This window comes from Shewanella sp. 1180_01 (assembly GCF_052850535.1).
Window position 1 is genome coordinate 1 of record NZ_VXCT01000025.1, and the last position, 13,770, is coordinate 13,770.

Annotated in this window: 18 protein-coding genes; 7 read left to right on the forward strand and 11 right to left on the reverse strand. The window is 46.8% G+C overall.

Annotated elements, in window-relative coordinates; translation table 11 throughout:
- The first annotated feature begins 64 nt into the window (after positions 1-64).
- Together FW758_RS13745 and FW758_RS13750 are read left to right on the forward strand one after the other, a co-directional pair.
- The gene (locus FW758_RS13745; protein ID WP_446445684.1) at positions 65-337 is read left to right on the forward strand and encodes a Rho-binding antiterminator; all 273 of its coding nucleotides are present in this window, start codon (positions 65-67) and stop codon (positions 335-337) included.
- A gap of 12 nt (positions 338-349) precedes the next feature.
- On the forward strand, positions 350-691 hold the full coding sequence (locus FW758_RS13750) for a hypothetical protein (RefSeq protein WP_446445685.1): 342 nt from the start codon (positions 350-352) through the stop codon (positions 689-691).
- 138 nt (positions 692-829) lie between these two features.
- Here FW758_RS13750 and FW758_RS13755 read toward each other — a convergent pair whose 3' ends face one another.
- Positions 830-1,183: a RidA family protein gene (locus tag FW758_RS13755; RefSeq protein WP_446445686.1), complete on the reverse strand. Its 354-nt coding sequence runs from the start codon at positions 1,181-1,183 to the stop codon at positions 830-832.
- Positions 1,184-1,262: 79 nt separating this feature from the next.
- Positions 1,263-2,753, reverse strand: a complete 1,491-nt coding sequence (locus FW758_RS13760) for a Na+/H+ antiporter NhaC family protein (RefSeq protein WP_446445687.1) — start codon at positions 2,751-2,753, stop codon at positions 1,263-1,265.
- Positions 2,754-2,932: 179 nt separating this feature from the next.
- On the opposite strand from FW758_RS13760, the gene FW758_RS13765 reads away from it, so the two are divergent.
- Positions 2,933-3,154: a cell division protein ZapB gene (locus tag FW758_RS13765; RefSeq protein WP_006083484.1), complete on the forward strand. Its 222-nt coding sequence runs from the start codon at positions 2,933-2,935 to the stop codon at positions 3,152-3,154.
- Here the strand turns inward: FW758_RS13765 and FW758_RS13770 are convergent.
- The 7 genes from FW758_RS13770 to FW758_RS13800 form a co-directional block, all read right to left on the reverse strand.
- On the reverse strand, positions 3,151-3,363 hold the full coding sequence (locus tag FW758_RS13770; RefSeq protein WP_106649149.1) for a DUF1107 domain-containing protein: 213 nt from the start codon (positions 3,361-3,363) through the stop codon (positions 3,151-3,153). The two genes, FW758_RS13765 and FW758_RS13770, sit on opposite strands and share 4 nt — an antisense overlap.
- 462 nt (positions 3,364-3,825) lie before the next feature.
- Positions 3,826-4,434 carry a thiol:disulfide interchange protein DsbA/DsbL gene (locus FW758_RS13775; RefSeq protein WP_220776584.1) on the reverse strand — a complete coding sequence of 203 codons (609 nt, stop codon included), beginning with the start codon at positions 4,432-4,434 and terminating at the stop codon, positions 3,826-3,828.
- Positions 4,435-4,564: 130 nt separating this feature from the next.
- Positions 4,565-5,587: a serine/threonine protein kinase gene (locus FW758_RS13780; protein ID WP_446445688.1), complete on the reverse strand. Its 1,023-nt coding sequence runs from the start codon at positions 5,585-5,587 to the stop codon at positions 4,565-4,567.
- Between the two features lie 2 nt (positions 5,588-5,589).
- On the reverse strand, positions 5,590-5,922 hold the full coding sequence (locus FW758_RS13785) for a DUF3630 family protein (RefSeq protein ID WP_006083491.1): 333 nt from the start codon (positions 5,920-5,922) through the stop codon (positions 5,590-5,592).
- A 13-nt stretch (positions 5,923-5,935) separates the two neighbouring features.
- Complete coding sequence (locus FW758_RS13790) at positions 5,936-7,390, reverse strand: protein adenylyltransferase SelO (protein WP_012588772.1); 1,455 nt, start codon at positions 7,388-7,390, stop codon at positions 5,936-5,938.
- A gap of 9 nt (positions 7,391-7,399) precedes the next feature.
- On the reverse strand, positions 7,400-7,711 hold the full coding sequence (locus FW758_RS13795) for a hypothetical protein (RefSeq protein WP_259214608.1): 312 nt from the start codon (positions 7,709-7,711) through the stop codon (positions 7,400-7,402).
- A 144-nt stretch (positions 7,712-7,855) separates the two neighbouring features.
- Positions 7,856-8,692, reverse strand: a complete 837-nt coding sequence (locus tag FW758_RS13800) for a hypothetical protein (RefSeq protein WP_446445689.1) — start codon at positions 8,690-8,692, stop codon at positions 7,856-7,858.
- Between the two features lie 274 nt (positions 8,693-8,966).
- Here FW758_RS13800 and FW758_RS13805 point away from each other — a divergent pair, with 274 nt between their 5' ends.
- From FW758_RS13805 to FW758_RS13820, 4 genes are all read left to right on the forward strand, one after another.
- Positions 8,967-9,326 carry a DsrE/DsrF/TusD sulfur relay family protein gene (locus tag FW758_RS13805; RefSeq protein WP_446445690.1) on the forward strand — a complete coding sequence of 120 codons (360 nt, stop codon included), beginning with the start codon at positions 8,967-8,969 and terminating at the stop codon, positions 9,324-9,326.
- Between the two features lie 147 nt (positions 9,327-9,473).
- On the forward strand, positions 9,474-9,872 hold the full coding sequence (locus FW758_RS13810; protein WP_259586145.1) for a nitrous oxide-stimulated promoter family protein: 399 nt from the start codon (positions 9,474-9,476) through the stop codon (positions 9,870-9,872).
- Positions 9,873-9,929: 57 nt separating this feature from the next.
- Complete coding sequence (locus tag FW758_RS13815) at positions 9,930-10,844, forward strand: hypothetical protein (RefSeq protein ID WP_012588776.1); 915 nt, start codon at positions 9,930-9,932, stop codon at positions 10,842-10,844.
- A 152-nt stretch (positions 10,845-10,996) separates the two neighbouring features.
- Entirely contained in the window at positions 10,997-11,581 is a 585-nt protein-coding gene (locus tag FW758_RS13820) for a YSC84-related protein (protein ID WP_006083498.1), read from the forward strand.
- A gap of 196 nt (positions 11,582-11,777) precedes the next feature.
- On the opposite strand, the gene FW758_RS13825 is transcribed toward FW758_RS13820, so the two are convergent.
- Together FW758_RS13825 and FW758_RS13830 are read right to left on the reverse strand one after the other, a co-directional pair.
- Entirely contained in the window at positions 11,778-12,914 is a 1,137-nt protein-coding gene (locus FW758_RS13825; RefSeq protein ID WP_446445691.1) for a GGDEF domain-containing protein, read from the reverse strand.
- A gap of 228 nt (positions 12,915-13,142) precedes the next feature.
- On the reverse strand, positions 13,143-13,748 hold the full coding sequence (locus FW758_RS13830; protein ID WP_446445711.1) for a hypothetical protein: 606 nt from the start codon (positions 13,746-13,748) through the stop codon (positions 13,143-13,145).
- Positions 13,749-13,770: the final 22 nt, after the last annotated feature.

Below are 13,770 nucleotides of genomic sequence, written 5' to 3' on the forward strand. Positions count from 1 at the left end.
ACACATAATGCCAATGGCAAGTATTTTTGCCACAATGGGGTCGAACTCCCGATGAGATAAACCTATGTCTGACTATAAGATGATCCCCTGTGAGCACTACGATTACCTCGAACTTGCCTGCCTGCGCGGTTATCAGCTCAAGATTGAGTTGATTGATGGCACGCAGTGCCAAGGCCAAGCCATCACCACAGAGACAAGGGCCGACAAAACCGAGTGGCTTGTTATCCAGCAGCAACAAAATAAACAATCCCTTAGGCTAGACCATATCGTCGCTATCACGCCTGTCGATGTGAATGCTGAATTTGGCAGGATGCAGATTGCCACTAAACAAGGTTAGCGAGGACAACACATGGCAAAGATGATGTTAGCGGTTGAAATCGGTCACTGGACCGGTGGGCATAATGGCCAATATCCCCAGCTGATTGAGTTTGATACGGCGCATCTTGATAGACCCTTTCAGGTTAGCGATGGTTGGGGGCATGGTTTAGGTGGCGCGGCTTACTCACTCGCACAATTTATCAACACGCCTTATTACCTAAAGCTCAAAACTGAGGCTCCTTGGGCGTTTGCCATTATCGAACAGGGCTTAGCGCAACAGAATATTGATGCGATCGCCGCGGCACTCTCAATGCAATATGTGGATCATCCACCGCTTGTGCCTAAACATTTAATGGAATACTTATTAGGTTAAAGCTGAAAGATTTAGCTAGAAGAGAGTGAACGTGATGAATAATGCAGGTTTAGATAGCGAGGTGTATTGCGGAAAAGCTTCACCGAGTCATGACACTCGGTGACAGGATTCTACACAGGGCGAAAAATAGCTCCGCGCTTAAACCGCGACCGCCGCTATCACAGACACTTCAACCAAATATTCCGGCTCAGCAATAGCAGCTTGCACGCAAGCGCGGGCTGGCGCATGGCCTTTAGGCACCCAAGCATCCCATACGGCATTCATCGCATCGTAATCACCCATGTCTTTCAGATAGATAGTCGCTGACAATACATGCTCACGCGAACTCCCCGCCTGCGCCAACAAGGTATCGACTTCCTCCAGCATAGTGACGGTTTGCTCAATGATATCTTGATACTTATCCTTCGCCACTTGGCCACACAGATACACAGTACCTTGGTGAATGACTATGCTGCTCATGCGGGTGCCAACGTCTAAACGGGTAATGCTCATATTGATATCTCTTAAATCAGTACATTGAAATAAAGGGTTTCACTCAAACCGAATAGGCCATTTTAACGATAAACAGGCGTTATGTCTGCGCCGCTAAGTTAGGCCAAGGCGAGTAGAAACGTGCCATCAAGGCAAAAAAACCGAGACCACAGCTCACCACGGCCAACCACACTAACGGCGTCGCCACAGCTAAATTCACTAATTGGAATCCAACCAATGCCGAGCACGCCGCGATTAACGCGAAAGGCAACTGAGTCACCACATGATCATGGGGAGCGCAACCTGAACTGGTCGCACTGAGCACGCTGGTATCTGAGATGGGCGAGCAGTGATCGCCAAAAACTGATCCCGCCATCACAGCGCTCAATACAGGCAATAACAGATGAGGATCTAAATTATGGGCAATCTCAGCGCCAATCGGGATCATAATCGCAAATGTTCCCCAGCTTGAACCCGTCGCAAAAGCCATAATCGCGCAGAGTAAAAACATGCCCGCCACCAGCAAGTGTGGAGAAAGATAAGACTTAGCCCAAGCAGCTAACAATTTCGCCACGCCAAGATCTTGGATCACAGCGCCAATCATCCAAGTACAGAGCAAAATCGCAATGGCGAAAGCGATTATACGCACACCGTGGCTCAAGTCCCCCACTAACGCCGTTAAACGTCGCCCAGACAAGCTCAACATAATCAGTGTGACCAAGGTCGCCAACAAACAAGCGTCGCGCATAGAGGCACCAATATCAGCCTTAGCCAGCCAGAGTGACACATCCCAAGACGAGACCTGCTGAGCCCCCGACCACAAAGTTAGTCCCACCGAAGCCAATAATAGAGTCAGCATAGGGATTGCGAGCAGCCAAGGATTACCCTTGGCCTCGACCGCATTAGAGGATTTGACCTCAGTTGGGGCGACAAAAGAGCGAAAACCCACGCCATACCAAGCAACAAGCACGGACAAACCTAAGGTCACTATGGCGTAAAAGTTAAATAAGGCCACATCTATAAAGGCTTCCAGCGGCGACACTGGCAAAAAGCTGATCCCCGCAATAAGTGCCATCACATAGGGGCCCCAACTGGAGAAAGGCAATAGCGCGCACAGGGGCGAGGCATTGGAATCGACCAGATAAGCGAGCTGCTCATGGCGAATGCCATAACGCTTCAATGGCTGACAAACATGACCGACGGCAAGGCAACTGAAAATCCCATCAATGAACACTAACCAACCGAGGAAAACCACTCCCAGACGCGCCTGACGTTCAGTGCGGATACGGCTATAAAGCCAATCACCAAACTGACCCACGGCGCCGCCACGTGCTAACAATTGCGTCATACTACCTAGCAGCAACATGGCCAATAGCACATTGAGGTGCCACGCTTGCCACGCGCCTTGGGCATAAAATTGTTTAACACCGATATCAAGCAAATACCGCCCAGTTTGCAGCGGGTCAAATTGGGCGATCAATAGCGCGCCAGAGACGATGCCGACGCCTAACGCCACCAGTGTACGACGTAAAAACAGGGCTAAGGTTAAGGTCAACAGTAGCGGGAGTATGGCGAGCAGACTAGGCGACATGGACCATTCCGATAAAAAATAAAACCAAGAATACTAACGAGTTAATAACAAATGCAAAAAAACTTAATTTAGAACCCAGTAATAGGGTGTTTTTTGACCAAACGACAAGAATCGCTATTCCTTAAGTTCTAGGCACTGCTAGAATCACAGTCCCATCCAGAAACCATAGGACTCTCCAGATGAGCCTTGAATTACTGTCCAAACTGGAAACCAAAATCCAGGCTGCACTCGAAACTATCGAGCTTCTAAAAATGGAGCTTGAAGAAGAGAAGCAAAAAGCGTCTACGCTGAGTGAGCACAATCAACAATTGAATGCGCAAAACCAGCAACTACAAGAAGAACTCACTTCTTGGAACGAAAAAGTGACTGGCCTTGTTGGCTTGTTAAACAGCGAAATCTAAACAGCCTTTGTTTGATGATGCTGCGCTTCGATCAGTTCGTTCAATTCTAAAATAGCCTGCTTCACTTTTGGCAGGCTTTTTCTTGGCAGCAAAAACCGTCCCTTCTCAAATTCCAATCGTCCTAAGTCTTTAACCCAAATAACACCAGTGAGAAAAATACGCGCATGCTTAACGATAAGCTTAGGTGCGTAGACAGGAAAAACTCTCATATGACCACCTACAAGCATTCTTGTTGTTATTGATTACAGTTGTTTGACAGAAGCTTTACCACTTGAGTTTCATCGTTAGCGTGCTTTTTTTCATAATTTATTGCCAAAAACAGTTAATCATCTGATTTAGTTAACTTATCAATTTGCCACGCTGTAACCCAAATAAACAAAGCGCCATAATAATGTCACTTGCCATTTTTTTGACGCTCTGCTAAATTAACAGCGTTACTCAGGGTAAAAATGAGTCCTCTGGCTCAAGTCCGTACTTTCTTTTACGAGAAGTACGGTTTTTTTTGCCTTTTTTTTGCCTCACTTTTATTCAATAAGTTCAAGCGACTAACCTCAAAATCGCCTAGTCTGCGCCGTACCGCAATAAAAAAGGAGCCCTCAGGCTCCTTTCAAACTCAGTATATTCAGCATTATCACAAACCCGCATGACAGTGATGTGATAACGCCATAAAACTATTTTTTGGTTAAGTAGAAAGCGATATCTAACAGTTCGTCGTAGGATTTAATCGCGCCAGTCTCAACACGATACTTACCGTTAACGACAAGAGCAGGTACGCCTGTCAGCTTAGCGTTTTCAGTATCACGCTTCATTTTCGCCATTTGCGCCTTCACCATGAAAGATTCTGCCGCCGCATCGAAGGTTTTACCATCGACACCGTTAGCCACGAAAAGGGCACGAATATCGGCAAGGCTAGTGAAGTGTTCTTTTTTCTCATGAATGGCAGAAAATAACGCCGCATCCATTTTTTCATCGACATTTAACTGATGTGCAACAGCAAATGCGCGTGACATTTCAACGCCCATTTCTTTACCAATAAAATCAACGTGTGCTTGGTTAAACGCTACGCCTTCTGGCTTTTCTGCGAGAATTTTTGGCACAACTGTTTTAGAGAAATTAAAGCAGTGTGGGCAATAGAAAGAGAAAAACTCAGTGATCTCTGGCTTAGCGGTTGCAGGGCCATCATTAATCACTGTGTAGTGCACACCTTCTTGGTATTCCACAGCCGATACAGCCAGTGGCGCCAGTAACAAAGCCGCGGCCATAAGTAATACTTTTTTCATGAACATTCCTTAAATCATTTTTGATAAATTGGCTGGAGACTAACATATTCCATTTTTTGAGTGTAACTCAAGCTGAAGAGTTCAATCTAATGTCACAAGATACGTCTGTGACATCATATTTTGCTCAATACTAATAAGGCACTAGGCTCAGTGGTGGCTCGCCAAGGGCAAAAAGTTGCTCCTTAAATGCCAAGATCTGCTGTTCCCAATATTTTTCATCCCCAAACCAAGGGAAGTTCATCGGGAAAGCAGGATCGTCCCAGCGACGACCAATCCACGCGTTGTAGTGCACCATACGCAGCGCCCGCAGCGGTTCAATCAAGGCTAACTGCCTGGTATCAAACTCACAAAACTCTTCATAGGCTTCGAGCAATATCTCAAGCTGCATCAACTGCTGCGCTCTATCACCTGTTAACATCATCCATAAATCTTGAATCGCTGGCCCCATACGCGCATCGTCTAAATCGACGAATCCGGGACCGTCTGGCGTCCACAAAATATTGCCTGGGTGTAAATCGCCATGCAAACGAATGGCCGCAAAATCTTGGCGATCCCAAATCGCATTCGCCTTAGCCAACACTTGCTCAACGACGGTAAAAAACGGTAAGCGTAGGCTGTTAGGCACTAGATTAGATTGCTTTAACCACGAGAGCGGCTCGGCGCCTAAAATCTGCGGATTCAGCGGTTCACGTTCAGCAAATACAGTTTGCGCCGCGTACTGATGTATACGACCGATGAATCGACCCACTAATTCCAGCTGTTCTAAATTATCGACTTCAAAGGCGCGGCCACCTAATGAAGGAAACAAGGTAAATCGATAGCCTTGGTACTTGTGTAACGTATGACCTTCGATGATCACAGGCACGGCAATCGGGATATCTTCTGCCGCAAGTGCGAGCGCATAATCATGTTCCTCTTGGATCTGCGCGTCGCTCCAACGGTCGGGGCGATAGAATTTCACCACATAACGCAGCCCTTGATCGCTGCGGAACTGATAGACGCGGTTCTCGTAGCTGTTCAGCGCAAGCAAGCCTGTTTCCGGGTACACGCCCAGACTTTCGATCGCATCTAAGATCAAATCCGGTGTTAGGGCTTGAAAATGGAACTCAGCGCCGCTAGAACTCGTGGTTGGTGGCGTCATATTCTGACTCATATTCAGTTCACTCTTAGGTGAGGTTGCAGCAAAGTGGCTAAGTATTCTAGCACCTCAAAATCGGCTTCTCGTTCGGTCGACAGCCAGCAAATGTTGCCGTAAAACTCATAATTGAGCCATAACTGGCTGCCTTCAAATTCTAATAACCATTGATGCCTGTCGGCGCCCCACTGACGCTCGCGCACAGTGCAATCAAGCGCCGCGGCTAAGGGTTCGGCAAAGTCGGCGAAACGATCAAAATCGATATCCGCACTGACCGCTAAACTTAAGGCGCTTCTATCTAAGCTTATGGTATCTAAGCTAATAGCTTTTAAATGCGTGCTTGGTAATTTCATGCTTGTTATCCAATCAACTACTACATGACATGATCAAACCTTGGCCCCAGTCCGGTGGACGCTTGGCCAAGTCTTCATGCTCTGCGTGTTCGGCAAAGGGCTGAGTTAAGATTTTTTGCAGCAAATGCAGCGGCGCAAGATTACCCTCTTCCACCGCGATTATCGCCTCTTGGGCTAAATAGTTACGCAAAATATATTTGGGATTCACACTATTGCGCTCAGTTTGCCACGCTGGGATATCCGCTACTGCGCCCAATCGTTGTTGGTAGGCTTGATACCAAGTATCAAACTGACTGACATCAATAAAGTCATCCCGTAGCGCACTGTGTTTGCTGGTCGGATCTAACTTGCCTAATTGGCGCCAAGTCTGAGTGTAATCAAGCTGATTCTTCTCCATCAGCACAGTGAATCGACCTATGAGGTCGAGATCCTGTTTGTCCTGCTCTACCGACGGGACATCAACTGCAGAGAGACCTAATTTCGCCCGCATCAAGCGCAAATAAGGCTGCACTAGCGCCTCTTGGTATTGATTAAGAATCGCAATTAAGTCATCGGATGGGATCACAGGTGTGAGCGCCTGCGCTAAGCGTTGCAAGTTCCACAAACCGACACCCGGCTGCTGTCCAAAGGCATAGCGACCTTCGGGATCCGAATGATTACAGATAAAATCCTCTTGGAATGTATCGAGGAACGCAAAGGGGCCGAAGTCAAAACTGTCACCCAGAATCGACATATTGTCTGTGTTCATCACGCCATGGGCAAAACCGACCGCCTGCCAGTGGGCAATCATCTTGGCGGTATCTTGCACTACCTGTAAAAACCACGCTTTATAGCCTGCGGCATCACAACTCAAATGGGGATAATGCTGAGTAATAGTGAAGTTGAGTAATTGAATCAGCTTATCGGCACGGCCGCGTTCACTGTGGCAGAAAAACTCGAAATGGCCGAAACGAATATGGCTGCGAGCTAAACGCACGGTAATGGCTGCGGTTTCTTGGCTCTCACGCCATACGGGTAGGTCAGAGCCAATCACCGCCAAGGCACGGGTCGTCGGCACATGTAAATGATGCAGCGCCTCAGAGACTAAAAACTCACGCACGGCAGAGCGCATCACAGCGCGGCCATCACCACGGCGCGAATAAGGCGTCGGACCGCCGCCTTTAAGGGCGACATCCCATGCGCCATTTGGGCCAATCGCTTCACCTAAAATGATCGAGCGTCCATCCCCTAAGCGCGGCGTGTAACCGCCAAATTGGTGGCCGCTATACACTTGAGCATAGTAAGTTGCGCCATCGACGGCGGCATTGCCAGACAAGCCCAATAACAGCTCATCTGTGGGTTGGCTCAAGCCAATCAATTGCGCAGCGTCATCACTCCATGCCAGCCATTCAGGCTTAGTTATACCTTGCGGGTACACTTGCGAGTAAAACTCAGGTAACTGCGTAAAAAAATCCTGTTTAAACTTCATCTTGTCCACCTATTGGCTCATGGTCTTGCAAACCAGCACCGACTTATCGTCGAACTCACATAGGTGCCCACATTGATACACACCAAGGCCAAAGCCACTCACGCCAGAGCTGCTTAGACGCTGCATGCCGTGGGCCTTGCTCTGGCATTGCGCTAAGGTGTCGTAGTAGCCATTAATATCCTCAGCCTGCAAAGGCGTCACCGGAATGGCACTCGCATCGGGATAATAAAATAGGGTCCATTCTGGGGTTTTAGTACAGCCACTGAGTAGCAATAATCCAAGCCCGAATAAGATATTCGGTAAGGCGTAGCTTAGTTTCATTTTTCCCCTATCAAGCCCATAAAAAAAGCGAACCTTAGTTCGCCTTTTGCGCATTCAGTTAGTAGGGATTCTACACTGCTTAGACGAGGGAAATAACCGCTTTTCGTTTAAGGGTTTACCCGCTAAGCGCTCCCAACCAAAGTGTTAAGCCGTAGTTGCTTTAGCCTGTGCTTTCTCAATCCGATTGATCCGGCCCTCAAAGCCAGTGACAGTGCCATCGCTCAGCCCAAGCTCTAATGCTTTACGACAAATGACAATGGCGGCATCGAAGGCTTGGGTATCATTTAGCAAGGTGGCTAAATGCAAGAAACCGGAAGACTTAAGCTCAGTATCTTTGCCTTGCTCGGCGCTAGCCGCTTGGAACAGTGCGACATATTCTTCAGCTAACTGAGCGCCATAGTTAAGATAATCCGCCGATTTACGCTGCTTGTAGCACTCTGCGACCATATTTTGCAGCGCGGTATAGCGAGCACTGGCTGACGTTGCCCCTTGATATTCTTCAAAGGCACGAACTAAGGTTACATTCGCCCAAGCCCCTGGCGCACCGACCTCTGAACGCGTGCTCGATGCTGGCTCAGCTTCAGTCTTAACGTCAGCTTGTTCATCTGTTGGCGTGGTGCCTAAAATGATCACCGCCTCTTCATTATGGGCCGCAGGAATATCGACTTCGATGATATCTGTGTCTAGCTCCACCGAAATGTTCGCCGGCTCATTGGTCTCACGGGGCATCAATTCGGCTTCAACTTCGATGACAGGCTCCACTTCCACCACGCGAGCGTCCTCAGCTTGCTCAACTGGTTCAGGCTCTACGCGCTCGGGTTCAGCAGCGGAGGAAATAGGTGCCTCTTCGGTAGGAACAACAGGTTTTACCGTGGTCGATTTAGGTTTCATCGCCTCTTGTTCTTCTTTCGCCAATCGCTGCGCGCGAAGAAATAAAAACACCCCGACAGCAATTAGTATAAATACGACTATGATCTTCATTCTTGTTCACCTTTGATGGCCGCTTCTCGTCAGAAGCCGTGTCAATTGGTTTGCCAAAATCCATTAGGACAGTGTCCATGGCAACCGAGTCTAGCTAAAAATTGAGCAGAGATTAACCGCTATTAAAGTCCATTGTGTCGGTGTAAATCAAGTATTTATGCCTTTTTATACGATCTTGCGCTCAAATAGTTATAGCCAATTGCGCTAGACTGACGCAACCGTATTGCCTTATCACCCCAATCGCCCAGTTTACGACAAATATAAGGAAAACCTGATGCAAAGTATTCTCATCGTGGCCCACGCTAGCCCCTACGGGACAGAAAAGCTATTTAACAGCCTACGCATCGCATTAGCACTGAAGGATCAGGATGAACAAGCCGTCGATCTTAAACTCTTTCTCATGTCTGATGCCGTGTTTGGCGCACTCAAAAATCAAACCACACCCGACTTAAGCTATAACCTACAACAGATGTTCGAGATCCTCTCAGCGCAGCAAGTGCCTATCCTGCTTTGTAAGACCTGCACTCAAGCGCGAGGCGTCACGGCGGAAATGATCATCGAAGGCGCGCACATAGGTACGCTACAAGATTTAACTCGCTGGACACTGGCTGCCGACAAAGTGATGCATATCTAAGGTTTACTTTTAGGTGCGGATGCTAAGATGGCAGGATTGTTTAAAGCCCCATTTTGTGCGCACCTTCATAAATTGGCGCTTTCGTTTTGTCAGCGCCAATTTCACTGCCTATGATGGGATATCCGAGTGACAAGCTAAGGTATTCCAATGGGCACAGCCACACTGCTTACGGGCAAACTCCTGTACGAACACCAGACCATTGCCGCTATGGTGACGATTTATTGCAAGGCGAAACACCAAGGCCAAGACGCGACAGGCCTATGCGCAGATTGCATTGAGTTATTGGATTATGCCGCAACGCGCCTAGATCGCTGCCCCTACGGACAAAGCAAACCCACCTGCAATAAATGCCCAGTACATTGCTACAAACCAGCGCAAAAACAAATCGTCAAAGAGATCATGATCTTCTCCGGTCCTAGGATGCTGTTACCGCATCCTATTCGTGCAATCAAACACTTACTCGCGGAACGCATTCCCGTTCCCAGCGCTGTGCCCGAGGCGGCTTCAAATCGTCATCGGCGCATAGCCTGCCTGCAGAAAAACTAACGGCGATACTTTTACCAAGCCGATTTCCCTGATATAACAGGGCTCGAGGTATCGCATATGAACGATTTTAATACTTTTTTCGCTCAAGCTTACTGGTGGTTGTCGTTATTCGGAGGCGTACATTGCCTCGCGTTAGCTATTTATATTCGCTATTTTTATCACCCAGACGGTAACCAAAAACTCCTCGCCGCTTTCTTAAGTCTCATCGCCCTGTACTTCCTAACGGGTTTGTTGAACCGCGATAACAGTCCAATTCCGATCCATATTCTATTCAACCTGATTAACCCTATCTATTTTTTGCTTATGCCCTTGCTCTATCTCTATTGCAAACGCAGTTTAGTTCCGACCCATAAACCACTAGGATTTTCAAAACATTACTGGCCGTCGGCATTCACCTTAGTTTTCGCCATTTTAGATATCGCCCTAAGATTAAGCGCACATCCCAACGGGGAGTGGCAACCTTTAGCCCAAATGCTGAAGGAAATTAGCATTAGCCAATGGGGCGCCATACTGCCCGCACTGCTATCAATACAAACCTGTTGTTACTTTATCGCACTGTGGGTGCTGTTTCGTCGGCATAAACGCAATCAAAGTGATGCCACATTAACCCAAGAGGCGCTCGGTACCATTCGGTTTCGGTGGCTGATAGGTTTGACTTTAGCCATGTTGTTGAACTGGTTGATCCGCGTGTTTGTGGTGATTTTGCCCTTCTATCTTGGTGATAACTTATCGTTGCTATCGCATGCGTTACCAAGACTCACCTTACTGCTGAGCATGTATATGTTGGCCGTATACGGCCTGAAACAAATCACCCGATCTGCCTACCTAAAAGGTCGCCTGGCTAAACCCCAACCACAGCCACGCCCGATCGCGATTGAAAATGTGCTCACCCCTGAGGAGTATGAATTCTTACATCAAATTCAGCAGGACGACGCAGAAAAACCCCAAGCTTCTTCACCACCTAAGAACTAATTGGCGAAACCACACTCCAATAATCACCATCAATATCACTCCAACCATTGAGTCGAACACTGAACCTAAGCTGACACAGGAGTCACTTTGGGCTGTCATTTGTGTCGATAAAGGCTAGTCTGGATCAACTGAAGACTTGAAGAGGCGTTACCATGAAATCATTTTTAACTGCCATTGCGGCATCGACATGCCTTATCGTGAGCCTATTTGCGGCGCCTACTGCACATGCAGATGAAAGCTATGATCAGGCGGTAGTCAATTTCCAAAAAGCGAAAGAAACCAGTAAGTTTTTCGACACAGCCTATGGCTATGCGTTATTCCCGACTGTGGGTAAAGGCGGCATAGGCATTGGCGCAGCCTATGGTAAGGGCCGAGTCTATCAAGGCGGTGTTTATATGGGTGATTCGAGCCTGACTCAATTATCCATCGGTTTTCAATTAGGTGGGCAAGCCTACAGCGAGATCATCTTCTTTAAAGATGCTAAATCCTATGAAGCCTTCACGAGCGGTAGTTTCGAGTTTGATGCCCAAGCCTCGGCGGTTGCCATCAACATGGGCGCAAGTGCTCAAGCGGGAACCACAGGCAACTCAGCAGGCGCAGGCCAATCGGGTGGCAATCGCTCAGCAAGTGGCTCTTACATTAACGGCATGGCGGTATTTACTGCAGCGAAAGGCGGTTTGATGTTTGAAGCAGCCCTTGCGGGTCAAGCTTTTAGCTTCGAGCCTAAAGCTAACTAATACGAACCATTAAACGGTTAAATCAAACGGCGAGCCTTAGTGCTCGCCGTTTTTTTGTTAGGTCTTTTATAACGTTATGATTTAAAGATAAAAGTAAACAATGTTTCAAACCACTTTTAGCTTGTTCCCAAGTGACTTGGTCATATAAAGGCTGAATACATGAAATAACAGAATAAATAAGCCATTGAATAAAAAACTAATTAAGTGCTAACAGATCTGCATGAATTACCTGATTGCGACCTTTAGATTTAGCCTCATACAAAGCCTTATCGGCCCGAATAAGCAAAGGCTCAATACTCGAAACACTACTAGACGTCGCCACACCAATACTAATTGATAACCGTATATCTGGATTTACATTAATTGTTTCAATAGCTAATCGAAGTTTTTCGGATACAGCTAATGCTTGTTCGCTATCCGCTCTGGGTAAAATGGCGGCGAACTCTTCGCCACCGAAACGGCCAATAATGCCATATTGCTTTAGTCCATCTTGCAAAGCATCAGCACAAAGCTTAAGCACAGTATCGCCGACATTATGTCCGTGTACGTCATTAATTTTCTTAAAATTATCAAGATCTAACATAAGCACACTAACGGGAAAGTTTTCACTGGCGATGATACTCGTCGCATTATGCATAAAAGCCCTTCGGTTAAATAAACCCGTCAAACTATCCTGCGAAGCTAATGTGGATAACTCTTTATTTAATCTATCCAATCTAACTAACAGAATGACAACCGTGCTGAAAATGATATAAATCATTCCAGCAATCACTAAACCACTCTGAAAAGAACTTTTGGCGACTAAATGAATAAATAATTCTGGTTTTACATAACAAAATAAGGCTCTTACGATAAAGCCTAACCCGAATAAGCCAGTAGAATACATCAACCAGCCCTTTAGCTTTTCACTTCCAGACCAATTGCCTCTCGTTAAAATAAATGCCATTAAGATAAATTGAGTACCCGTAATAATACTTGCAAAAATAACTCGCATGGCTATGTCATCAATATAAATAGACATAGTCAGGATCATCACGAATATGGGGAATAAAACGAGCCAAAGCGGCGCTTGTTTACCCACTAAGCGAGCAAACGCCAGATAACTGAATGAAAACGCAGTAGTGACGCAAAAATTATAAAAAATAACCGCAACAACGGGAGGTAAATAAGGACGAGAAAACAGCAGTAAGTTAGCAATCCCGTGAATAAACAGTGCAATAACCCAGTATTTTGTCCCTTTATCCATTCCCCTCTCAGCCATCAGTAATATTGCAAGCAGCCATTGAACAATAGCTTGTGCGATGATTAGCGTTGGAGAATCGAGTTCTATCATGTTTTGGACTGATAAGTTCATGTCTAGGTTTAGATAGAAATAGTATCAGAGTCGATACTCATACGATAATAAGTAATTCCGCAATGCTGATAAGGAGCCGGATAGAGAATGTCAAAGCATGCTTTCAGCAAAGGTTTCTGCTGAAAGCAAATCACAAATGAAATACATAGAATAAAGTGAAATACATCAGATTATAGCAACATCAGCCCAATTATAGGCCCAGCTAAACTACTCATGCCCCCAAGGTTTTGGCGGTAATACAACAGGTTGAGTGAGATCAAAATCGACTTTGAAATCGCGGTTTTCGCGCGTAAGTTGATAGCTAAACGTTGTTGGCGTAATTTCCATGTGCCACACATTCGTGATCGACTGAGTGAGCCCATTCTTAACGAAGTTGTCGATAGATTCTCGATCAATGGGGAACGATTGTTTCAGCACTGTCCCATCATTCATGGTATCGCCGCCATACATAGTCACAGCATCTTCGCTGCCATCTTGATGGCGATGGTCGTGTTTCAACTTAAGTCCTTGCTGCGTCTTAGTCAGCACCCAAGTACGTGAATGGTCATCACCGACATGGAACGGGATCTTAAGCTCAGTGTCGCTGCATTCGCGCACGTGCATAATTAAAGACTTACCGCTAAAGGCCGAGTCCGCAGTGTCACCCGAAACCACTTTGCCCGCAAAAGCTTGGCCACAATGGGCGGCAATTTGCGCGAAGAAAGCATTCTGCGTCTCAGTGGATAAGGGCTCAACTTGAGCCGCTATAGATGGTAAGGCAATCGAAGACAAACTGGCGAGCGCGAGACTCTGTAGGGCAATTTTGGACTTCATCATGTTCTCCATTTTTTAGATG

Excerpts from the sequence above, each read along its gene's own strand:
- FW758_RS13765 (WP_006083484.1), top strand. The coding sequence starts at position 2,933 with ATGAGCCTTGAATTACTGTCCAAACTGGAAACCAAAATCCAGGCTGCA.
- FW758_RS13780 (WP_446445688.1), bottom strand. The coding sequence starts at position 5,587 with ATGAGTCAGAATATGACGCCACCAACCACGAGTTCTAGCGGCGCTGAG.
- FW758_RS13790 (WP_012588772.1), bottom strand. The coding sequence starts at position 7,390 with ATGAAGTTTAAACAGGATTTTTTTACGCAGTTACCTGAGTTTTACTCG.
- FW758_RS13820 (WP_006083498.1), top strand. The coding sequence starts at position 10,997 with ATGAAATCATTTTTAACTGCCATTGCGGCATCGACATGCCTTATCGTG.
- FW758_RS13770 (WP_106649149.1), bottom strand. The coding sequence starts at position 3,363 with ATGAGAGTTTTTCCTGTCTACGCACCTAAGCTTATCGTTAAGCATGCG.
- FW758_RS13760 (WP_446445687.1), bottom strand. The coding sequence starts at position 2,753 with ATGTCGCCTAGTCTGCTCGCCATACTCCCGCTACTGTTGACCTTAACC.
- FW758_RS13785 (WP_006083491.1), bottom strand. The coding sequence starts at position 5,922 with ATGAAATTACCAAGCACGCATTTAAAAGCTATTAGCTTAGATACCATA.
- FW758_RS13750 (WP_446445685.1), top strand. The coding sequence starts at position 350 with ATGGCAAAGATGATGTTAGCGGTTGAAATCGGTCACTGGACCGGTGGG.
- FW758_RS13815 (WP_012588776.1), top strand. The coding sequence starts at position 9,930 with ATGAACGATTTTAATACTTTTTTCGCTCAAGCTTACTGGTGGTTGTCG.
- FW758_RS13805 (WP_446445690.1), top strand. The coding sequence starts at position 8,967 with ATGCAAAGTATTCTCATCGTGGCCCACGCTAGCCCCTACGGGACAGAA.
- FW758_RS13755 (WP_446445686.1), bottom strand. The coding sequence starts at position 1,183 with ATGAGCATTACCCGTTTAGACGTTGGCACCCGCATGAGCAGCATAGTC.
- FW758_RS13775 (WP_220776584.1), bottom strand. The coding sequence starts at position 4,434 with ATGAAAAAAGTATTACTTATGGCCGCGGCTTTGTTACTGGCGCCACTG.
- FW758_RS13830 (WP_446445711.1), bottom strand. The coding sequence starts at position 13,748 with ATGAAGTCCAAAATTGCCCTACAGAGTCTCGCGCTCGCCAGTTTGTCT.
- FW758_RS13810 (WP_259586145.1), top strand. The coding sequence starts at position 9,474 with ATGGGCACAGCCACACTGCTTACGGGCAAACTCCTGTACGAACACCAG.
- FW758_RS13800 (WP_446445689.1), bottom strand. The coding sequence starts at position 8,692 with ATGAAGATCATAGTCGTATTTATACTAATTGCTGTCGGGGTGTTTTTA.
- FW758_RS13795 (WP_259214608.1), bottom strand. The coding sequence starts at position 7,711 with ATGAAACTAAGCTACGCCTTACCGAATATCTTATTCGGGCTTGGATTA.
- FW758_RS13745 (WP_446445684.1), top strand. The coding sequence starts at position 65 with ATGTCTGACTATAAGATGATCCCCTGTGAGCACTACGATTACCTCGAA.
- FW758_RS13825 (WP_446445691.1), bottom strand. The coding sequence starts at position 12,914 with ATGATAGAACTCGATTCTCCAACGCTAATCATCGCACAAGCTATTGTT.